The 21,287-nt window shown below is 62.6% G+C and carries 21 protein-coding genes; 11 read left to right on the forward strand and 10 right to left on the reverse strand.

From position 1 onward, the window contains the following. Positions 1-68 precede the first annotated feature (68 nt). The 7 genes from EOC94_RS07475 (at position 69) to EOC94_RS07505 (ending at position 8,372) form a co-directional block, all read left to right on the forward strand. Positions 69-1,568, forward strand: coding sequence for an aldehyde dehydrogenase family protein (locus EOC94_RS07475; RefSeq protein ID WP_127289501.1), 1,500 nt, complete (start codon positions 69-71; stop codon positions 1,566-1,568). A gap of 54 nt (positions 1,569-1,622) precedes the next feature. After that, positions 1,623-3,260, forward strand: a complete 1,638-nt coding sequence (locus tag EOC94_RS07480) for a choline dehydrogenase (RefSeq protein WP_127289503.1) — start codon at positions 1,623-1,625, stop codon at positions 3,258-3,260. 78 nt (positions 3,261-3,338) lie between these two features. Next, positions 3,339-4,019, forward strand: coding sequence for a GntR family transcriptional regulator (locus EOC94_RS07485; RefSeq protein WP_095483756.1), 681 nt, complete (start codon positions 3,339-3,341; stop codon positions 4,017-4,019). 245 nt (positions 4,020-4,264) lie between these two features. Further along, a complete protein-coding gene (locus EOC94_RS07490; protein WP_126103488.1) occupies positions 4,265-5,419 on the forward strand; it encodes a PotD/PotF family extracellular solute-binding protein in 1,155 nt (384 codons plus the stop codon). A 142-nt stretch (positions 5,420-5,561) separates the two neighbouring features. Continuing rightward, positions 5,562-6,482 (forward strand): ABC transporter permease, encoded by a 921-nt coding sequence (locus EOC94_RS07495; RefSeq protein ID WP_245465519.1) that lies wholly within the window; start codon positions 5,562-5,564, stop codon positions 6,480-6,482. A gap of 3 nt (positions 6,483-6,485) precedes the next feature. Next, positions 6,486-7,274 carry an ABC transporter permease gene (locus tag EOC94_RS07500; RefSeq protein ID WP_127289505.1) on the forward strand — a complete coding sequence of 263 codons (789 nt, stop codon included), beginning with the start codon at positions 6,486-6,488 and terminating at the stop codon, positions 7,272-7,274. 12 nt (positions 7,275-7,286) lie between these two features. Beyond that, positions 7,287-8,372 carry an ABC transporter ATP-binding protein gene (locus tag EOC94_RS07505; RefSeq protein WP_127289507.1) on the forward strand — a complete coding sequence of 362 codons (1,086 nt, stop codon included), beginning with the start codon at positions 7,287-7,289 and terminating at the stop codon, positions 8,370-8,372. Positions 8,373-8,470: 98 nt separating this feature from the next. Here the strand turns inward: EOC94_RS07505 and EOC94_RS07510 are convergent, their stop codons facing one another. The 7 genes from EOC94_RS07510 to EOC94_RS07540 form a co-directional block, all read right to left on the reverse strand. Next, positions 8,471-8,701, reverse strand: coding sequence for an AbrB/MazE/SpoVT family DNA-binding domain-containing protein (locus EOC94_RS07510; RefSeq protein ID WP_126103484.1), 231 nt, complete (start codon positions 8,699-8,701; stop codon positions 8,471-8,473). 69 nt (positions 8,702-8,770) lie between these two features. Beyond that, a complete protein-coding gene (locus EOC94_RS07515; protein WP_127289509.1) occupies positions 8,771-9,703 on the reverse strand; it encodes a nucleoside hydrolase in 933 nt (310 codons plus the stop codon). A gap of 11 nt (positions 9,704-9,714) precedes the next feature. Further along, the gene (locus tag EOC94_RS07520; protein ID WP_126103482.1) at positions 9,715-10,728 is read right to left on the reverse strand and encodes a nucleoside hydrolase; all 1,014 of its coding nucleotides are present in this window, start codon (positions 10,726-10,728) and stop codon (positions 9,715-9,717) included. 11 nt (positions 10,729-10,739) lie between these two features. Next, complete coding sequence (locus tag EOC94_RS07525) at positions 10,740-11,726, reverse strand: ABC transporter permease (RefSeq protein WP_126103481.1); 987 nt, start codon at positions 11,724-11,726, stop codon at positions 10,740-10,742. Beyond that, positions 11,714-12,757, reverse strand: coding sequence for an ABC transporter permease (locus EOC94_RS07530; protein WP_185928187.1), 1,044 nt, complete (start codon positions 12,755-12,757; stop codon positions 11,714-11,716). Before EOC94_RS07530 ends, EOC94_RS07525 begins: the two co-directional genes overlap by 13 nt. A gap of 13 nt (positions 12,758-12,770) precedes the next feature. Further along, positions 12,771-14,297: an ABC transporter ATP-binding protein gene (locus EOC94_RS07535; protein WP_185928193.1), complete on the reverse strand. Its 1,527-nt coding sequence runs from the start codon at positions 14,295-14,297 to the stop codon at positions 12,771-12,773. 177 nt (positions 14,298-14,474) lie between these two features. Next, positions 14,475-15,479: a BMP family ABC transporter substrate-binding protein gene (locus EOC94_RS07540; protein WP_126103479.1), complete on the reverse strand. Its 1,005-nt coding sequence runs from the start codon at positions 15,477-15,479 to the stop codon at positions 14,475-14,477. Between the two features lie 256 nt (positions 15,480-15,735). On the opposite strand from EOC94_RS07540, the gene EOC94_RS07545 reads away from it, so the two are divergent. Beyond that, on the forward strand, positions 15,736-16,320 hold the full coding sequence (locus EOC94_RS07545; protein WP_095483764.1) for an amino acid synthesis family protein: 585 nt from the start codon (positions 15,736-15,738) through the stop codon (positions 16,318-16,320). Next, positions 16,317-16,901 (forward strand): amino acid synthesis family protein, encoded by a 585-nt coding sequence (locus tag EOC94_RS07550; protein WP_095483765.1) that lies wholly within the window; start codon positions 16,317-16,319, stop codon positions 16,899-16,901. Before EOC94_RS07545 ends, EOC94_RS07550 begins: the two co-directional genes overlap by 4 nt. A 6-nt stretch (positions 16,902-16,907) precedes the next feature. Here EOC94_RS07550 and EOC94_RS07555 read toward each other — a convergent pair whose 3' ends face one another. The 3 genes from EOC94_RS07555 to EOC94_RS07565 are packed head-to-tail and all read right to left on the reverse strand — an operon-like array spanning position 16,908 to position 19,381. Beyond that, on the reverse strand, positions 16,908-18,095 hold the full coding sequence (locus EOC94_RS07555; protein ID WP_095484005.1) for an amidohydrolase family protein: 1,188 nt from the start codon (positions 18,093-18,095) through the stop codon (positions 16,908-16,910). Between the two features lie 41 nt (positions 18,096-18,136). Beyond that, the gene (locus EOC94_RS07560) at positions 18,137-18,688 is read right to left on the reverse strand and encodes a MarR family winged helix-turn-helix transcriptional regulator (RefSeq protein WP_095483766.1); all 552 of its coding nucleotides are present in this window, start codon (positions 18,686-18,688) and stop codon (positions 18,137-18,139) included. A 48-nt stretch (positions 18,689-18,736) separates the two neighbouring features. Further along, on the reverse strand, positions 18,737-19,381 hold the full coding sequence (locus tag EOC94_RS07565) for an isochorismatase family cysteine hydrolase (protein WP_095484006.1): 645 nt from the start codon (positions 19,379-19,381) through the stop codon (positions 18,737-18,739). Between the two features lie 233 nt (positions 19,382-19,614). On the opposite strand from EOC94_RS07565, the gene EOC94_RS07570 reads away from it, so the two are divergent. Together EOC94_RS07570 and EOC94_RS07575 are read left to right on the forward strand one after the other, a co-directional pair. Beyond that, a complete protein-coding gene (locus EOC94_RS07570) occupies positions 19,615-20,469 on the forward strand; it encodes an NAD(P)-dependent oxidoreductase (RefSeq protein WP_095483767.1) in 855 nt (284 codons plus the stop codon). Continuing rightward, positions 20,466-21,272 carry an SDR family NAD(P)-dependent oxidoreductase gene (locus tag EOC94_RS07575; protein WP_095483768.1) on the forward strand — a complete coding sequence of 269 codons (807 nt, stop codon included), beginning with the start codon at positions 20,466-20,468 and terminating at the stop codon, positions 21,270-21,272. Before EOC94_RS07570 ends, EOC94_RS07575 begins: the two co-directional genes overlap by 4 nt. The last annotated feature ends 15 nt before the right edge of the window (positions 21,273-21,287 follow it).

Genomic DNA, 21,287 nt, shown 5'->3' on the forward strand with positions numbered 1-21,287 from the left:
CGCAAAGCTCCGCGTCGTCGGTTGCGCTTCGAAAGCCGCAGCCGATGGATGTGTCAGGGATGGATTGCATGGATAAAGTTCCAATGTTCGGCGTGTCCGACCTGAAGCAGGTCCGCGATATGGCGCGGCGGCTGGACACGTCCTGGATTGGCGATGGGTTTTCCCGCGACGGCGGCTCCGACGTCAGAAACATCATGTCTCCCTTCGATGGGGAGACGATCAGCGAAGTCGCCTTTGCCAGCGAGAGGCAGGTGGATCTTGCCGTGCACGCCGCCCGCGCCGCGCTGAAGGCAGATTGGGGCACGATGGGGCACGAGCGACGTGCGGCGTTGATCCGCGCGCTGGCGGACGCCGTCGAAAAGAATCGGCTCGAATTGGCGCTTCTCGAAAGCCTCGACGTCGGCAAGCCCATCCTGCATTCCTACAATGACGATGTGCCGACGACGGTCGGCGTGCTGCGCTGGTATGCCAGCCTGACCGAAACCGCCTACGATCTCAGCCCTGCCCGTCGCAATGGCGTGCTCAGCCAGATCGTGCGCGAACCGCAAGGCGTGGTCGGCATCGTCCTGCCCTGGAACTATCCGCTGACCACGCTGGCGCTGAAGATCGGTCCGGCGCTGGCCGCCGGCAACGCGGTGGTCTGCAAGCCGGCCGACGATACGCCGCTGACGACGCTGCGGCTGGCGGAACTCGCGGTCGAAGCGGGTTTCCCGGCTGGCGTCATCAATGTCGTGCCCGGCACTGGCGCGGTTGCCGGAAAGGCGCTGGGCCTGCATGATCATGTTTCGGCGATCAATTTCACCGGCTCGACCGCCACCGGACGGCGCTTCCTGCACTATTCGGCCGATTCGAATTTGAAGGAAATCTCGCTGGAATGCGGCGGCAAGAATCCTGCCATCATCCTGCCCGATGTCAAATCGCTCGACCGTTTCGCCGACGACATTGCGACCGGCTTCCTGATGAATTCCGGCCAGCTCTGCTCATCCATATCGAGGGTTCTCGCGCCGCGCACGCTGGAAGCCGATCTTCGCGACATGCTCGCCGCGAAGATGAAGGAATGGCCGATCGGCGATCCGTTCGATCCGGCCACACGCATCGGGCCGCTGGTCAGCGACACCCATGCGGCCAAGGTCAATCGCGCCATCGATAACGAGAAGCGGCACAACAGTGATTTCAGCGTGTCGGCAGCCGAAACCAAAGGCGCATCGCCACGCCTGGTCGAGCCGGTCGTGCTTTTCAATGTCGCCGAAAGCGCCGAGGCCTGGAGGGAAGAAATTTTCGGCCCGGTTCTGTCCGTCAGGTTCTACGACGATCTCGACGGCGCGATCCGCAGCGCCAATGACACGCAATATGGCCTGAGTGCCTATGTCTTCGGCGAGGATCCAAACGCAATTCGCGAGGCATCGGCCACGCTCGACGCGGGGTTCGTGGCGATCAACGCCTTCTGCGAGGGCGACTTCACGACTCCGTTCGGCGGCTTCAAGACGTCCGGCTTCGGCGGCAAGGACAAAGGCATTCATTCGCTCGACCAGTATTCCCGGACCAAAAGCATCTGGTGGGCAACATAGGAACTCAGCCTGGCCCGAAACATCCGGTCAGGTGCAAGCGAAGGTAAGTTCGACATGGCTTCCAAGGCGTATGACTACATCGTCGTCGGGGCAGGTGCCGCCGGTTCGATCGTCGCCGCCAGGCTAGGCGAGGACAAGAGCGTTCGAGTGCTGGTGCTGGAGGCCGGCCCGAGCGACAATTCCATCTACGTGCGCATGCCGGCCGCCATGTCCTACCCGCTGACCGACCAGCGCCGGACCTGGAGTTTCGAGACGGGACCGGAGGCCGCGCTCGGCGAGCGCATGATCACGCATGTCAGGGGCAAGATGCTGGGCGGCTCCGGGTCGCTCAACGGCATGGTCTATGTCCGCGGCAATCCGCGCGACTTCGACGGCTGGGCGCAGGACGGTCTGCCGGATTGGTCGTATGCGCATTGCCTGCCTTACTTCAAGAGGCTGGAAACCTATGACAAGGGCGCCAATGCCTATCGAGGCGGCGATGGCCCCATCGCGATTACGACGCTCAAAGGCGATCTGCCGGTCTTCAAGGCGTTTCTCGAGGCTGGCCAACAGGCCGGTCATCCACTCAATCCCGACTACAACGCCTATCGCCAGGAAGGCGTCCATATCTACCAGGCAAATATCGACAGGGGTGTGCGGGCGAGCGGCGGCAGGGCCTATCTCAGGCCTGCCATGCGCAGGGGCAATGTCGAGCTGAAGCTGAATGCGCTGGTGCATCGGGTCAATTTCGACGGCAAGCGCGCGGTCGGCGTTACCTACGAGGCAGATGGCGCGACCCACACAGTCGAGGCTGGACGCGAGGTGGTGCTGTGCGGCGGCGCCTTCAACTCGCCGCAGCTTTTGCTGCTGTCGGGCGTCGGTCGCTCAGACGAACTGGGCAATCTGGGTATCAAGTCCGTCGCTAATGTGCCAGGTGTCGGCAAGGGGCTGGTCGACCATGTCGCCGTTTCGGTGCGTTACCGGGCATCGCGTCGCGGCGTCTCCCCCGCCATGGACCTGAACATGTTCAAGATGGGCCTGATCGGCGCGCAATGGCTGTTCCTGCGCTCCGGGCTCGGCGTGACAAATCTTTGGGAGGTCGGCACATTCTTCAGGAGCAGTGCGGCTGCCGATTATGCCAACATCCAGCACGAGTTTCTGCCGATGCTGGGCGAACTCATGCACGGCACGGTCAACATCGAGGAGGGGTTCCAATACCAGACCTGTCTGATGCGGCCGAAGAGCCGGGGCGCCGTTACACTGAAATCAGCCGATCCGCGGATGCATCCGTCGATCATTTCCAATTACCTCGCGCATCCGCAGGACCAGCGGGATCTGATCGACGGCGTGCGTCACACCGACGAGATCATCCAGCAACGCGCTTGGGACGGCATGCGCGGGCAAGCCCTGACGCCAGGGCTCAGGACGATGCCCGATGCCGAAGTGCTTGCCTGGCTAAAGGAAAACCTCGGCACGCAGTACCACCCGTGCTCGACCTGCCGTATGGGCGTCGACGACATGTCGGTCGTCGACGCCGACGGCAAGGTGCACGAGACCGAGGGGTTGCGTGTCATCGATGCGTCGGTCATGCCGCGCATCACCAGCGGCAATTTGCACTGCCCGACCATGATGATTGCGGAAAAGCTTGTCGAACGCGTGCGTGGGCGCGCGCCGCTGCCGCCAGAGACGGTTGATTATGCGGATCAGCGTTGATGCAACGCCGACATTGGACCTCAATGAAATATTGGATACGATCCTGCGACAAGTAGAACGATTCTGAAAGCGCCTGCCATGCCGACACCGCCCAAGCCTCTGTTGCAGCGCCAGACCGTAACCGCGATGGTGGCCGAATATATAGCCGCCAAAATTATCGGCGGCGACTATCCCGGCGGCCACCAGATTCGCCAGGAGGCGATAGCGGCCGAGTTGGGCGTCAGCCGGATTCCGGTGCGCGAGGCGCTTCTGCAACTGGAAGCCGAAGGTCTCGTCGTCATCAGGACGCATCGCGGCGCAGTCGTCTCCGATCTATCGGCTGACGATGCGATCGACCTGTTCGACGCGCGGCTTCTGCTGGAACCCTTCCTGGTCAAGAAGGCCATAGCGCGCCTGTCCAATCAGGACATCGCCAATGTCGAGCGAGCGCTTCGTGACTATGAGGCTGCTATCGCCAGGGGCGATCCGAAGGAGCTCAGCCGTCTCAACTGGGCCTTTCATACGGCGCTGCTCGAGCCGTCGATGCGACCGCGTTCGATGGCGGTGCTACAAACGCTCTACAGTTCGGCGGATCGCTATCTGCGCCTGCAGATCGAGCCGTTGAAGGCGCAGACCAAAGCGCTGCAGGAGCATCGTGACATTTTTGAAGCCTATCGCCTGCGTGACGCCGTCGAGACATCGAGACTGCTCAAGAAGCATGTCGCCGACGCGGCCGAAGAAATCGTCAGCCAACTGAAGCGAGGCGAAGCCGCCGGCTGATGCTGCTTCAGCTGTATCAGCCTTTTTCGTAGCGTCGAAGCCGGGCGCACATCTGCCTGTCGTTCAAAATCGGCTGAAGCGAGCGCAGCCGATCTGGATAGCCGTGACGCATCCGCAAAATCTTCGCAAGACAATCAAAGCCGAGCGGTGGTAGGGCGAATTCGTTTGACTCTGAAGATTATTGTATCCAATATCCTGTAAAGCAAGATTGTCGTAAATTGCCACCAAAAAAAGGGGAATTCGCAATGACACGCAAAGCAGGAGACGAGGTCAATTCGGGCTTGTTCACGTCAGCGATCAGCAGGAGAGCCGTACTCACCGGAATGGCCGGTTTGGGAGGCGGGGCATTCCTGTTGAGGCTGTCCACGCTGCCTGCGCAGGCCGCTGCGGGCGGCGAACTCCAGGTCATGGCCTGGGAAGGCTATGACCTGACCAACGAGCTTTCGGACTGGCGCAAGGCAAACGGCGTGACGGTCGAGGCCACGTCGATCGCCAACCAGGATGACGTGCAGGCAAAATTCGTGGCCGGCAATCCACCGCCCATCGATTTGGCCGAATACAATCAGGCCTATGCCGATCTCTACGTCCGGGAAATGAAGATCGTAAATCCGATCGATATGTCGAAAGTGCCGAACTACAATCCCGACAACCTCTTCGGCCAGTTCTACGACCAGCCGACATGGTTCGCCGACGGGCAACATTGGGGATCGCCTTATATCTGGGGGTTCAACACGATCCTGTTCAATGCCGACAAGCTGGCCAAGCCGACATCCTACGCCGACCTGCTCGATCCTTCGCTCAAGGGCAAGATCGCCATCATGGACGACACGGTAAGCTCCTGGCCGGTCGCCGCGCGCGTTGCCGGTTTCGGCGACAAATATCCGCTGCTGACCAAAGACGAGCTCGGCAAGACTTTCGCGGAATTCTCCAAATACCGCGCTCAGGCCCGCGTCATCGCCCTCAACCAGGGCGAGCTCGTCAATCTCATGGTTTCCGGCGAGGTCGTTGCAGCACTTTGCGCCGATCCCTCTATCATCACACAGACCGACCAGCAGAACATGAAGATCGAGATGGCCATGCCGAAAGAAGGCCCGGTCCTGTGGGTGGATGCTTGGTTCATCCCGATTTCGGCGGACAATATCGAGGCCGCTCACGCCTTCATCAACCAGTCGCTCGATCCCGCCGTGCAGGCCAAGGTCGCCATGGCTGTGGTTCAGGCGCCGGTTTCCAAAAAGGCGGTCGCATTGCTTGATGAGAAGTCGCGCAGCCGCATCGATTATGATGCCATTGAGACGATGTTCGCAGCCGGCCTGCCCGGCATTCCACCACGGGCATCCGACACCCATGCCACCTACGACGATTGGGTCGCGGCGTGGCAGGAATTCAAGGCGGGAATGTAGATATCCCCGTTTCAACAGGTTGAATTGAGAATTGGCTATCGGCGTTGTTGCCGATAGCGCGTTCTTGCGTGGGATCGGTCCATGAAGGCATCAAGAATTACCGCATCGGCCCGAAAATCGCACTCGATTTTCGGAAAGCACGATGCGTAGATTTAAAGTGTTAGAGCGTCCTTTGCGCGTCCAAAAGGACGCGCGGCGCTCTAATATGGGCGGGCTGCTGGCAGCACCCGCCGTTCTGTACATGGTCGTGTTTTTCGTCGTGCCGAGCCTGATCCTGTTCGTCTACAGTTTCTGGACGGCGGCCTCGTACAGGATCGTGCCGGACTTCGTGTTTTCGAACTACCTGAATTCGCTGATGTCGCCACTGTTCTGGACGGTGACGATCAACGCCATCCTGATCGGGCTTGTCACGGCCTCGATCACGTTGGTATTGGCGATCCCGGTCGGCTACTACCTCGTCTATGTCAGCCGCTCGCAGGTCATCCTCTATCTTATCCTGATCACCTGGTTCTCCAGCTATTTGGTCCGCATCTATGCCTGGCGCACCCTGCTTGGCACCAGCGGCGTCCTCAACACCATCCTGCTTCAGGCCGGCATCGTCGACACGCCGGTCGGGGTATTCCTTTTCAGCCGGTTTGCGGTCGCGATCACGCTGATCCACATCTACCTGCCATTCTGCATCCTGCTGGTGGTGTCGTCGCTCAGCGAGATCAAGAAGGACCTTGTTGACGCCGCGCGCGACCTTGGCGCCTCGCCGCTTGGCGCCTTCTTCCGCGTCATCGCGCCCAACGCCGCCAACGGGCTGGTCGGCGCCTTCATGCTGACCTTCGTCATGGTCGCGGGCGACTATGTCACGCCGCAGATGCTGGGCGGCTCGTCGGGCCAGACGACGGGGCTGCTGATCGCCGATCAGTTCCGCAAGACCGGAAACTGGCCCCTCGGTGCCGCCCAGGCCTTCCTGATGTTTCTGGTGTCGATCGCCATCTACTTCGCCGTGATGGGGCTTGGGCGTGCAACAGGTCTGATCGTGAAGCGCCGGCCTGCAAAGAAAGCGGGAGCGTAGCCAGTGGTCCTCAGAATTGTGGTCTGGTCGATCCTGGCGTTCTTGCTGATGCCGCTGGTGATTATCGTTCTGTTCTCTTTCCACGCGAGCCCGTCGCTGTCCTTTCCCTTTGCCGGCTTCAGTCTGCGCTGGTACGCCGATGTGCTTGGCAACGCCCAGCTAGGCTCGGCAATGGTCAAGAGCCTCGCCGTCGCCAGCTTCACCGCGTTGATCACGCTTGTCCTCGGTGCGGCTGCCTCGCTCGCCTGGCTTCGCCTGGGGCCGGGAGGTCGCGTCTTGCTGGAGGTGCTGTGCCTGACGCCGATCGCGCTTCCAGGCCTCTTCGTCGGCGTCTCGCTTCTGGTGCTGTTCGCCCAGGCACGCGTCCAGCTCTCGACGGTCACCATCGTCATCTCGCACGTTGTGCTGGCCCTGCCCATCCTGATCGTGGCGATGCGCGCCCGGCTTGCCTTGTTCGACCCGTCGCTGGAGGAAGCTTCGCGCGACCTGGGCGCCAGCCAGATCCAGACCTTCGGCAAGGTGACGCTGCCGCTGATCGCACCGACCTTGATCGCTTCGGCCATATTGGCGTTTGCCGTGTCTTTCGACGAATTCGTCGTGACGTCCTTCGTCGCCGGCACCGAGACGACCTTGCCCATGTATATCTGGTCGATGATGCGCCGCACCGTCACCCCGCTCATCAACGCCATTTCCACGCTCGCTCTCCTGTTCTCGATCGCCATCCTCTTCATCGCCTGGCTCATCGGCCATCTGCGCAGAAGATCAGCCGTCGCCGGCCGTACCGTGACATAAGGATCGACAGGCATGACTATTCGCCCACCGGTGATCGAGATCGCCGCTGCCCAAAAAATGTTCGGCTCGTTTCAGGCGCTGAGCGACATAAGCCTGTCCATCGAACAGGGCGAGATCGTCACCTTGCTTGGTCCCAGCGGCTGCGGCAAGACGACCCTCATGCGGCTCATAGCAGGCTTCGAGACAGTGACTGCCGGCACCGTCAAGATCGATGGCAAGGATTGTGCCGACCAGCCGCCCGAGCGGCGGCCTGTGAACATGGTCTTCCAGCGCTATGCGCTTTTTCCGCATCTCGACGTTTTCGAGAACGTCGCCTTCGGCCTGAAGGTCAGGGGCACGCCCAAGGCGGAAATCCGCGAGCGGGTCCAGCGCATGCTGCATATCGTTCAACTCGACAGCTTCGCCAACCGCTATATCAACGAGTTGAGCGGCGGCCAGAGCCAGCGCGTGGCGCTCGCCCGGGCGCTCGTCAATGGTCCGAAAGTTCTGCTGCTCGATGAGCCGCTTGCCGCCCTCGATCTGAAGATCCGCCAGCACATGCTGGTCGAGATGAAGCGCATTCACGCCGAGACCGGCGCCACCTTCGTCTACGTCACGCACGATCAGGACGAGGCGATGATCCTCTCCGACCGTGTCGTTCTCATGGAGAAAGGCCGCATCGTTCAGATCGACCGGCCCGAAATCATGTACGCGGCACCAAAGTCGCTGTTCGCCGCCAAGTTCCTCGGCGAGACCAATTTGTTCGAGGCGGCAATGGCAAGCGACGATGCTTCCGGCATGACTGCCGTCACCGCATCGGGGCTCCGCTTTCACAGTTCTGTCGTTCCCGCCGGCGAATTGCGCGGCAAGGTGATCGTCTCAATCCGACCGGAGTCCTTCCGCTTCGCCAGAGACAATGACACCACGCAATCGGCGACCGGGCAGGTCGAGGATGTCATCTTCATCGGCAGCAGATCGTTCTATACCATCCGCCTGGCTGACGGCATTCGCGTTCGCGTTCAAATCCAGCGGAGCACGCGTACCAGCTTGCCGAAACCGGGTGAGAAGGCAGAAGTTTTCTGGGACTCGGAAAATGTCGTCATCCTTCCGCAATCCTGATTGCCGGCTGTCGGTCAGATCTTCGGAAAAGGAAGCCTGCACAGGATATGTGCCGCTAAGACCTAACTGACCGGCTGATAAACATTCCGCGGCTCGTTCTACCGGGCATTCGCCTCTTCCCGGTCGAACTTGAAATCGGCGGGAAGGCGACCGTGGAAGGCGCGAAGCCGTTTCAGCAATTCCTCGGGCGCAGCTTTGCGCGCGACGCCAAGCCGTCCGGCATCGGTCACATGGATTTCAATCTCATCGCCTTCCCTGAGTTCGAGCGCCTCGACGACAACGGCGGGAAGACGGATGGCGAGACTGTCGCCCCACTTCGAGACCCGCATCACGCTCTCCCATGGATATACGTCCGGCGAGATGTATATCCGCAGGAGGCTAGGACCGAAAGACCCAGTCTAATCCCGGAGCAGATCGAACATCAATTTGAAGAAGCGGTTTGCATCGACTTCGTGCGCGATCCGGGCGTTGTCCTGTTCGCCACGCTCGCCCCAGAAATCGGCAACGGTCGCGCCGAATGCGTAAGTGCCCGACAGATTGACGCCGATATGGGCGGGACGCGTGCGCACCAGCGTCGGGTCGATGGCCAGCGCCAGCACCAGAGGATCGTGCATCGCCCCACCGACGCCCATCGAGTTGCGATGCAGCTTCTCGTAGAACAGCAGCCAGTCGTTGACGAGCCGGCCGAGCGGCGTGTCGATGGTTGCGAGCTCGGCATATTGTGGCGCCTCGATCAGCACCTGCATGGTAACATCGAGGCCGACCATCAGGATCGGCACACTACTGTCCAGGACGATCTTCAGCGCTTCCGGGTCGCAGAAGGCATTGAACTCGGTCGGCGTGATGATCTCGCTCCTGCGATAGAACACGCCGCCCATCCAGATCAGTTCCTTGATCTTGGGCAGCACGTCGCGATGTTTCAGGATCAGCAGGCCGATATTGGTCAGCGGCCCGGTGGCGACAACCAGGATCGGCTCGGGCGAGGCGCGCAACGTGTCGGCGAGGAAATCGACCGCATGCTGCTTGACCGGCTTGATCGTTGCCTGCGGCAGGTAGGGGGAGCCTTCCAGGCCGCTTGGCCCGTCGGCGGTGCCGAGCACCAGAGGCCGTGCCAGCGGGCGATGGCAGCCCTGCGCCACCGAAACGCCGCCGGCGCCGATGAATTCGAGGATGCGCAGCGTATTGGCCGTCGTCTTCTCGACCTCTGCGTTGCCGCAGGTCGTGGTGACGCCGAGCAGTTTGATGGCCGGCGAGCGATGCGCCATGACCAGCGCAATGGCGTCGTCGTGACCAGGATCGCAATCGAACAATATGGGAGTTGCAGTGGTCATCGTATCGTTCCTCACGCCGCCCGCTCGTACTGCGCGACGGTCTGTTTGAACATGTTGAGGAAGCGCCGGCCGTCGAGGTCGGTGCAGATGCGCGTGGTCTTCGGTCCGCCGCCGGGCAGCAATTGCCGGCCGCGATAGGCGACGATCTGTCCGCGCGCTATACGCCCGTCCAGCACGACGTCGACGAACAGCGGCTCGGTCATCGTGGCAAGGCCCGGATCGAAAGCTAGCGCTACAGTGATCACGTCGTCCATCGGGAAGCCGACCAGATCGAAGAATTCGCGCCAGATGTCGATATAGATCGGAAAGCTGTCGGCGATCATCTCGAGAACGGGATTGTCCTTGGCGCCGGCCTGCATGTCCGCGAGGTCGTCGCGCGTCAGCATCGAGGCGGCGACACGGTTGTCCTCGCAGATGTCGAGCGGCACGAGGATCTTGTCGACATCGGCGTTCAGCACGATGCGCGAGGCCTCCGGGTCGGCCCAGATGTTGTATTCCGACAGCGGCGTGATGTTGCCGGGCGTCTGAAAGTTGCCGCCGAGCACCAGCAGGCGCTTGAGCGCCTCCGTCAGCCGGGGTTCCTGCAGCAGCGCCATCGCCGCGTTGGTCAGCGGGCCGGTCGTCACCAGCGTGATCTCGCCGGGATTGGCCATCACCGTCTCGATAATGAAGTCGACCGCGTGCCCCGGCGTTGCCTGGCGCGCCGGCGTCGGCGCCGGTGGATTGAATTTCTTCAGGCGGTCGCCGAAGCGCGCCACGAGCCGCTTTTCGAAATGAACCGGCGCTTCCATGTCGGCCTTGGCGTTGCCGACGATCGGCCGCCACGCACCGGCGTGAACCGGGATGTCGTCGCGCCCGGCAAGCGCCAGCGTGTTGAGCACGACATTGGTGACCTGCTCGATCGGGCCGGCCGCGCCGGTCACCGTGGTCACGCCTTCGAGCCGAAGATTTGGATTCGCCGCGGCAAACAGCACGGCGAGAATATCGTCGCCGGCAGAATCCACGTCGAGGATTATGCGTTCCATGGAGGTTTCCTTCATGAGGGATGTTTGCTGCCCGGCTCGGTGTTTTTGTCTGCCGACAGCAGTTTCTGCATCGACGCCAGCGTCTCCGTGATGATCTTTGGCCGCGCGCGATAGGAGAGCGCGAACAGCGCCGTGAGCGCGACGACATAAGGAACCGTGAGAACCAGGTAGGACGGATAGCCGAACGTCTGCAGGCGCAGCGAGAAGGCATCGGCGAAGCCGAACAGCAGGCAGCCGGCCAGCACCTTGAGCGGATCACCATTGGAGAAGATCAGGATCGCCACGGCCATGAACCCACGGCCCGACGACATGTTTTCGGTGAACATGGTTATGTAGCCGAGCGACAGATGCGCGCCGGCCAGCCCCGCCAGAAATCCGCACAGCAGCGACGCGATGTAACGGACACGCGTGATCGAGATGCCGAGCGCCTCGGCAGCCTCGGGTTTCTCGCCGACGACGCGGATGTAAAGCCCGAGGCGGGTGCGGTTGTAGAACAGGACCAGCAGCGGCACCGCGATGAAGGCGACATAGACGATCGGCGTGAAGCCGGAGATCAGCGATGCCCATGAGCCGAGAAGGTCGCGGGCGCCGGGCAGCTGGACTTTCGGCAGGCCGACGATGCCTTGACCGACAATGGAGCCTCGCGTGCCGAAGATCGCCTTCATCAGCGAGATCGTCATGCCGCCGGCCAGGATGTTGAGCGCCAGCCCGACAACCACTTCATTGGCGCGGAAACTCACCACCAGAACCGCAAAAACCAAGGCGAAGGCGAGCGCTGCCGCGACGCCGCAGGCGACCCCCAGCAGCGCGGAACCTGTCCAGATCGAGCCGAGGACGGCGAAGAAGGCGCCTGCCAGCATCTGCCCTTCGAGGCCGATGTTGAAGATGCCGGCCTTGGTGGTGAACGAGCCGCCGAGCGCGACCAGAAGAATGGGCGCGGTGGTGCGAAGCGTCGCGGCGATCAGCGCGACGTTGACGAGCTTGTCTAGAATTTCCATCGCCGCTCCCCTGCCTGGCTGTCGCCGCGGCGCCTGACCAGAACCTGCGCCGACACGCTGAGGATGATGAGCGCCTGTATCACGGTGATGATCTCGCGCGACGCGCCGGTATCGACCTCGAGCAGCAGCGACCCGTTGCGCAGGGCGCCGAAGAACAGCGCGGTGAAGATGGTGGCGACCGGCGAGCCATTGGCGAGCAGGGCGGCGATAAGCCCATCGAAGCCGAAACCGGGAGCAAACCCTTCCATGAACCGGTGATGGACGCCGAGCGTCTCGACGCCACCGGCCAGGCCGCCAACGGCGCCTGAAAGGAGCAGGACCAAAAAGCCCTGCCGTTTGACGTTGACGCCACCATATTCGGCGAATTTCGGCGCCGAGCCGACCATCGTCACGCCATAGCCCCAACTGGTGTAGCGAAAGACAAGTGCCGCGCCGATCGCCAGCACCAGACCGATGACCAGGCCCCAGTTCAACCGCGAGAAGTCGAAGATCCCGGGCAGATAGGCCGTCGGCAGGATCGGCGGAGTCTCCGACCAGCCGCCTGGCCGCTTGAACAGAAAGATCGTGAAATAGGAGGTCAGCAGCACCGCGACGTAGTTCGACAGGATCGTCGAGACGACTTCGTTGGTGTTGTAGCGGGCGCGGAAATAGGCAGGGATGGCGACCCAGGCGGCACCCGCGACGACCGCGAGCGCCAGTGCCGCCAGCATGTGAATGCCCGCGGGGAGCGGAAAGGCGAAGCCAACCCAAGCAGCAGCGAAGCCGCCGAGGAAAAGCTGACCCTCGATGCCGACGTTGAACATGCCGCCGCGCAAGCCGACGCAGGCAGCGACGCCGCAGATCAGGATCGGCGTCGTCTGCAGCAATGTCCCGGCAATCTTTGCCTGATCGCCGAAGGCGCCGCGCAACAGCGTCATGAAGACGCGTACCGGGCTTTCACCGACCATGAGGATGATGATCGCGCCCATGAGCAGCGCCACGGCGACGGCAATGATCTGACCGGAAACGGCACGCAAGCGGTCGTTCATCATGGAGACTCCGGCATCATGCAAGCTCCGCGGCGAATTCCGGCACAGCCACGCCTGCCATCATCATGCCGATACGGTCTTCATCGGCATCATCGCCGGCGACCTCGCCCATGATCCGTCCGTTGAACATCACCAGGATGCGATCGGCAAGGGCGGCAAGTTCGTCGAGCTGCACGGATATCAGCAGGATTGCGCGGCCGGCCGCGCGTTGGCGCATGATCTCGTCATGAATGGCCTCCTGCGCGCCGATGTCGACGCCGCGCGTCGGCTGATCGATCAGCAGGAAGTCGGCGCCGTTGGTGAACTCGCGCGCCAGCACGACCTTCTGGATATTGCCGCCCGAAAGCCGCTTGACGGCATCGCCCGATCCTTGCGCGCGAATATCGAAATCCTTGATCAGCTTGGAGGCGTTTTGGCCGATGGCGTTCCAGTTGAGCAGGCCACTGCTGCTCCATGGCGCACGGCGCTGGCGGCCCATCAGCATGTTTGCCGCAATCGATGCATTGCGGTCGACCCCGCGGACCATCCGATCGCCTGGCACATGCGCAAGGCCGGCCTCGCGGATTTCGGCGGGGGAGAGGGTGGCAAGGTTGCGGCCCTTCAGCCGGGCTACGCCATGGCTTGCCGGACGCAGGCCCGAAAGCACCTCCGCCAGTTCCGTCTGGCCATTGCCGGCCACGCCGGCAATTCCCACCACCTCGCCGGAGCGGACGGTGAAGTTAACGTCGCGTAGCGCCGGCAATCGGCGGTCGTCGCGCGCCCACAGTTGCTCGACTTCGAGGATCACCTCGCCGTGCAGCGGTTCGCGCGGGCGGCGATCGAAGCTGACCTCGCGGCCGACCATCATGCGCACCAATTCGTCCTTGCTGAGTTCGGCCGTCGGGCGCGTCGCCACCCTCCTGCCGTTGCGCAGCACCGTCACGGTGTCCGAGACTTCCATCACTTCTTCCAGGTGATGCGAAATGAAGATCACCGTCATACCCTCCGCCACGAAACTGCGCAGCGTCTGGAACAGCTCACGGCTCTCCTGTGGCGTCAGGACCGCCGTCGGCTCGTCGAGGATGATGGTGCGCGCGCCGCGCACCAGCACCTTCAGGATTTCGATGCGTTGCTCTATGCCGACCGAGAGCAGTCCGACGCGCTCGGTCGGGTCGACCCGCAGCCCGAAACGCTCCGACAGTTCGCGCGTGCGCGCGATCTGCGTGGCGTGGTCGATCAGCCCATGGCGGCGGATCTCCATGCCGAGAAAAACATTGTCGGCGACCGAGAGCGACGGAACCAGCTTGAAATGCTGATGCACCATGCCGAGACCGGCCTTGATGGCGACGGCGGGATCGGCGACCACCGTCTCCTCGTCGTTAAGCCGGATTGAGCCTTCGTCGGGCTGCAGGAGGCCGAACAGGATGTTCATCAACGTCGTCTTGCCGGCGCCGTTCTCGCCGATGATGGCGTGAATTTCGCCCCGGCGCACGGCAAGGTCGATGCCATCATTGGCAACGAAGGCGCCAAAACGCTTGGTGATGCCCGTCAACGCGACGGCCATCCCAGCAAGATTGGGGCTGGCAACATTGGCGCCGGCAGCATTGTTGCTGGCATTGTGGAGGGTCGGAAACCCCGGCACGTTCGACACCTTGCTTCTCGCAAATTGGACGCTGATCCGTCGCGGCAAGCCGCAGCGGATCAGCGTAGCGCTTTCCTGGGAGGATGCGCGGTTGTTGTCTTACTTCGCCTTGGCGATCTCGATCTTGCCATCGAGAATGGCCTTCTTGATCTCGTCCAGCTTGGCCGTCACATCGGCCGGGATCGTCGGGGCGATATCATCGCAGACCTTGACCTCGACGCCACCCGAAGCGAGGTCGAAGGTGCGGGTGCCAGCGGTCACCTTACGGCCCTCGACTTCGTCCTTGATCAGCGTGTAGACGGCGATGTCGCCGCGCTTCAGCATGCTTGCGAGCACATTTCCGGGGGCCGTGCCGCACATGTCGATGTCGACGCCGATCGAGTATTTGTCGACCGCAGCACTTGCCTGCATCACGCCTTCGCCCGTCGGGCCGGCGACGTTGTAGACGATGTCGGCGCCCTGGCCGTAAAGCGCCTGGGCAAGCTCGCTGCCCTTGGCCGGGTCATCGAAGGTTCCGGCGAAGACGGAGTTCACCTTCACGTCGGGCGCGGCATATTTCGCGCCTTGCTCGTAGCCGCCGAGGAAGTTGCGGATCACGGGGATATCACGGCCGCCGACGAAGCCGATCGCCATGCCGTCGCCGATCTTGGGGAATTCGCTGCCCTTGGCCTCGATCATGCCGGCGAGCGCGCCGGCGACGAAGGATCCCTGCTCCTCCGCGAAATTGGCATAGATCATGTTGGGATTGTCGAGCACGCCGTCGATGAACACGAAGCGCTGGTCGGGATAGGCTTTGCTGACCTTCTGCAGCGAGTCCACCAGTTCCCAGCCCATCACAAAGATCAGGTCGTACTGCTTGGCCTTGGCAAGGTTCTCGAACTGCTCCTCGTAGTCGAGCGCGCGATTGCCGGTGTCGACCAGCTTCAGGTCGATGCCGAATTCGTCCTTGGCCTTGTTGAGGCCGTTGACGATGGAAACACCGAAGCCCTGTGCAAAGTATCCCGAGATGGCGGCCACGGACACTTTGTCCTGTGCCGCGGCAGATCCGAACGACACGGCAAGCATCGTGCCGGCCAGACATAGATTTTTGAGCGCCCTTTTCATGTCATTCCCCTTCAGCTTTTTTCAGCTTTTGAAGCCACGCCTTGACCATCCGCGCTATCGCCGAGACGGCGGCTATTTTCGTTGATGGTCATATGAGTTTATGAGCGGCCCCGCAGGCTGTCAATCGTCCTGCGAGGCAGTTTCGTTGTGCCATTTCTCGCTTCTTGCGTGTCGAAGCTTGACAAATATCGGCTGGGGATAATTGTTGATACTCTAACGAGTTTGTGTGAACGACGGGAAGAAAGAGAGCGGACAAATGCCGGCTGTGGTGGTCAGGAAATTTCTGGTTCAGGTCGAGGAGATATTCCACGAGGGCGGCCCACTTGCGGCACGTCCGCCCAAACGCGGCGCGATCGTCGCCGTCATCGCCAATCCCTTTGCCGGGCGCTATGTCCAGGAAATCACCGGCTTCATGGACGATCTGAAGCCGCTCGGTCTCGATATGGCGCGACGCCTGATCGATGCCATCGGCGAGGGCGTCTCGGCGATCGAAGGCTATGGCAAGGGCGCCATCGTCGGTGCTGCCGGCGAGCTCGAACACGGCGCGCTCTGGCACAATCCAGGCGGTTACGCGATGCGCGAGCTGCTCGGAAACGCTAGGGCAATCGTGCCGTCGACCAAGAAGGTCGGCGGCCCCGGAACGCGGATCGACATTCCGATCACGCACATAAACGCTTCTTACGTGCGCAGTCATTTCGACGCGATCGAGGTCGGCGTCACTGACGCGCCGCGCGCAGACGAGATGGCGGTCATCCTGGCGATGACGACAGGCGCGCGCGTTCACGCGCGGGTGGGCGGCCTTGCCGCCGCGGATATCAAAGGCGAGGACGGATTGAGATGAGCGTAGAAATCCGCCGGATCATCACCATCATCGAGGAAACCCTGATCGAGGGCGGCCGTCCCGTCGATCCGCCGACCCGCCGCGCGGCGGCCATTGCCGTGATCCGCAACCCGTACGCAGGCACTTACGTCGAAGACCTGTCAGCGTTGAGCGACATTGGTGAGGAATTGGGCGACATTTTGCCGAAGCGCGCGGTCGCAGCACTTGGCTTTCCCGGCAATAAAGTCGAAAGCTTCGGCAAGGCAGCCGCCGTCGGCGCCGACGGCGAACTCGAGCACGCCGCCGCCATCCTTCACCCCAAGCTCGGCGCCCCGTTCCGCGATGTGCTTGGCAAGGGTGCGGCGCTCATTCCCTCGTCGAAGAAGCGTGGCGGCCTCGGCGTGCCGCTGGACATCCCGCTCGGCCACAAGGATGCGGCGCGGGTGCGCAGCCATTTCGATGGCATGGAGGTCCGAGTTCCTGACGCACCGCGCGCCGACGAGATCGTCATCGCCATCGCCGTGACCGATTCCGGCCGGCCCCATCCACGCGTTGGCGGGCTGACCAAGGACAAGATCGTCGGCAAGGATGGCGTCAGCTAAACGTCGCTATCCCTGAATGACTTCAGGCACCCGCATTGCCGGCGGGGTGTTGCGGCTTCGACGGGTCTGCACCAGGCCGTCGATGACGACCATTCCGATCCCCGGAAGGTTGCCCTGCGCCACGCTGTCGAGCAGCCCGTCGCCGGCGCCGCCGATCGCCTGGTCCATGAAGATCAGGTCGGCGGCGCGGCCGACTTCGATCATGCCACGATCATGCAGCTTGCGCACGCGCGCCGTGTTGCCGCTGGCAAAGCAGAATGCCACTTCCGGCGCGACACCGCCCAGCGAAGCCAGCATGGTGAGGATCCGCAGTATGCCGAGCGGCTGCACGCCGGACCCGGCCGGGCTGTCGGTGCCAAGCACGATGCGCGAAAGTTCGCCGCGCTGCCTAGCAAGATCGAGCACGAACAGTCCGGTGCGCAGATTGCCGTTATGGACGATCTCGAGCGCCCGCGAGCCCTTCTCGCAGATCTGCCGGATTTCCGCTTCGGGCAGTGCCGTCGGCCCGCCATTGACATGGGCGACAATGTCGGCGTCGACCTCCAGCACGACATCCGCACCGATGCGGCCGGAGCCGGGCAGGGACGGGCCACCGGTGTGGGTCATTGAGGTCATGCCGTATTCGCGCGCCCAGGCGACCATCTGCCGTCCGGTCGGCCCGTCCTTGACGCCGCCTAGGCCGACCTCGCCGACAAGCGTGACGCCGGCTTCGGCGAGGTAGCGGAAGTCCTCCTCGACCAGGCCGGGCTCCAGAATCGGCGCACCGGCCAGTATCTTCATCCCACTCGGGCGGAAGTTGGAAAAGGTCCGCTGCGCCGCGATGGCAAGCGCCTTCAATCCGACCAGGTCGCGCGGACGGCCCGGCGTGTGGACCTCCCCCGCCGAGACGATGGTGGTGACCCCGCCATGCACGGTCGAATCCATCCAGCCGATCTGGTTCTGCCGCGGCGTCCAGTCGCCGGCTACCGGATGGACGTGATTGTCGATGAGGCCCGGCGCGACCGCGCAGCCCATTGCATCGATCACGGTGCCGGCAGCACTGGTATCAAGGGCGCCGGCTTTGCCGATGGCGGTGATCTTGCCGTCGACCGCGACGATCGTGTCGGCGTCGAGGATCGGTTGGGCGAGATCGCCGGAAAGCATCAGGCCGATGTTGCGCACGACAAGCGTGTTGGGTTTCGGGTCGGGCGACATCGGCACCTCGTTTGCTATTTCCATGAATTTTGGAACGCGAGTTACTTCCCGCTATCGCCATTCGATGGGTCGTCGTCATTGATGCGATTGAGCAGGCGAAGCAGCGTCGCCTGTTCCGTGGGCGAAAGCGGCGACAGAAATCTCCGCCCGACCTCGACGCTGCGTTCGAGCCGGTCGAGCGTGTATCTGGTTCCCTTGTCGGTCAGCGCGATCATCGACAGGCGTTGGTCGGTATCGGACGCGCTGCGGGTGATCAGCCCGTTCTTGAGAAGTTTGCGAACGACGATGCTGATGGTCGACGGGTCCATCGCGGTCAGCCGTCCCAGATGATTCTGCGAGACCTCGCCTTGCTTGAGAATGGTGGCGAGGGCGGCGAATTGCGTTGGCGAAAGATCTTCGCCGGCCATGACCTGTTGGAAGCGCAGCGTCGCGCGCTGATGTGCCCGGCGGATCACGTGCGCCGGATGGCGGTCCAGTTCGTAGCCGGTCTTGGCGTATCGCTGCAGCACCTGTTCGCGGCTCAGCGGCTTGGCACTGTCGCCCGGCCCTTTGGGTGCCGCACTTTCGGGTTGCGATTCGATATCAGTCGTCACGCCGGGCTCCTCTTGCCGCTGTCTCGGATGCCGCAGGCTCGAAAAAGCTCAAGCCGCGACTTCAGCCGGTTGAAGCGACGTTCCGTCGCGAAGGGCCGCGACGACGCTTGCCGAATCGCTGACCACGCCGAAATGCGTCGCTATGTCGTAGAGCGAGCTTTCCTGCTCGCGTGGTCCCGTCGCCGCGCAGCAATCGCTTGGCACTACCACTTCATAACCCTGAAAAAAGGCGTCATGGACGGTCGAGCGCACGCAGATATTTGTGACCACGCCGAAGATGACCAGTTGATCGACCTGCATGTCTTTGAGCGTCAGGTCGAGGTCGGTTTGAAAAAACGCCGAGTAGCGCCGCTTTATCAGATGGATTTCATCGTCGCGGGCGCCAAGGTCCTCGATGATCTCCGGTCCCCAGCTACCCTCGAGACAATGCGGCGTGCGCTTCACCCATTCGCGCTCGCGGCGCATGCCGGCCCTATGGGTGTCGTGCACCCAGATAACCGGCACACCGTCGGCGCGCGCCGCTTCGATGATGGCCAATTGCGGCGCAACCAGCGTCTCATATCCCGGCAGCACCATCGCCCCGCCGGGCTTGCAAAATTCATTGACCATGTCGATGACGATAACCGCCGCGCGTTGCGGATCGAGGCGCATCGCGTCATCGTGCCGATGTGAGGAAAAACTGTCCACGGGCATGGCGAGCTCCTTTGGTCGATCGTTGATGCTCATACAAAAAACCGTCGCGGATGCCAAGTCAATCCCGTTCGGAGCAAAGCCTTGTCGCCTGGTGTGCGCGGGACGCGCCGGCAAAGGTCCGCGCCGTTCTCCGATGCGGAATGGCATTGACAAGGTTCGGCAATCGGGTGTTCGATTTGTATGACCATCAATGGTATTCAATTGGCTGAATTCGCGGCGTCGAGGGCTGAGACATGAAGACGATCGTCACCGGTTCCAGCGGTCTGCTTGGCCGCCATGTCGCCGCGGCGCTGGTCGCGGCCGGTCATGATGTGCTGGGCATTGATGCCGTCGCGCCGGGAGACGTGGCATGGCGGCATGCAACCGCGGATCTGACGGATCTTGGCTCGACGCTGCAGCTGGTGCGCGATTGCGACGCTGTGGTTCATGTCGCGGCCATTCCGCGCCCGACCGGGCGGGCCGGCGGCGAAGTGTTCAAGACCAATGTCGCGACCGCCTACAATGTCGTCGAGGCGGCGGCCATGGCTGGCGCCGCGCGCTTCGTCTATGCCTCGTCCTTCAGCGTTTTCGGTTATCCGTTTTTCGAGAAGACGGTGCGCCCGCCCTATCTGCCGGTCGATATGAACCACCCAGTCGGCGCGCAGGATCCATACGGCCTGTCGAAATGGCTCGGTGAGGAAATCGTCGGCGCGGCGGTGCGCCGCGGCGCTTTCTCGGCTGTCAGCATTCGGATGCCATGGATCCAGACCCCGGCCAGCTTTTTCGCGGGCGTCGGCCCGCGCCGTGCCACTGCCGACAGCGCCCGTGACCTGTGGGCCTATCTCGATGCGCGCGACGCGGGGCAGGGCTTCCTGCAGGCGTTGGAATGGAAAGGCGACGGCCATCTCCGCGTCCTGCTCAGCGCCGCCGACACGTTCATGGAAGAGGAAACCGAGCCGCTCGTGCGCCGTGTCTACCCGGATGTCCCGCTATCGCGGCCGATCGCCGGCCATGGTGCCGTGCTCGACACAGTCCATGCGCGCGAAACCATCAGCTTTGAGCCGAGCCATTCGTGGCGCTCTTACCCGAAGCCGGAGCTTGGAAAATGAAGCGATTCGACGAAAGATGCGTCCTTGTCACCGGTGGCGCCGGCGCGATCGGCAGTGCGGCGGTCCGGCGCTTCCTCGAAGAAGGCGCACGCGTCGCCATTGTCGACCGCAACGGCGCGGCGGCGCAGACACTGGCCCAATCCCTGGGCGAGCGCGCGATCGCCATCGAAGCCGACGTCACCGATGAAGCAGACGTGCGGCGCGCCGTTGAAACGACCGTGGAAACATTCGGCGAGCTGAATGCGGTGTTCAACAATGCCGGGATTTCCGGCGTCGTCGCTCCGGTTCACGAACTGCCTGTTGACGACTGGGATACCATCATTCGTATCAACCTGCGCGGCATGTTTCTCGTCCTGCAGGCGTCGCTTCGGGCGATGATCGAGGCCGGTAATGGCGGCTCGATCGTCAATATGGGCTCGTCCATGGCCGGCTGGGATGTGCTCGCCGGCGGCGCCGGCTATGTCGCCTCCAAGCATGGTGTGGTCGGACTGACGCGGGTCGCCGCGATCGATGCTGCGCCATACGGCATACGGGTCAATGCCATCTGCCCCGGCGTGATCGAGACAACGCTCGGCGTTCCCACAACCGGCGACAGCGATTTCGAAAGCGGTGTCCGGCATTTCGCCGACCGAATCCCGCTGCGCCGCATCGGCCAGCCCGACGATGTCGCGGCCGCCGTGGCCTTCCTGGCCTCCGACGAGGCCAGGCATGTCACCGGCGTGGATTGGCTGATCGACGGCGGCCAGACCTTGCAGAGCTGGGCCAACGCGCCGGCCGGCGGCGTATTTCCGAAATTTCGCTAAAGCAATTCCAGGAAA

Origin of the sequence: Mesorhizobium sp. M6A.T.Ce.TU.016.01.1.1, from assembly GCF_003997065.1 — a bacterium.
Lineage (GTDB): Bacteria > Pseudomonadota > Alphaproteobacteria > Rhizobiales > Rhizobiaceae > Mesorhizobium > Mesorhizobium mediterraneum.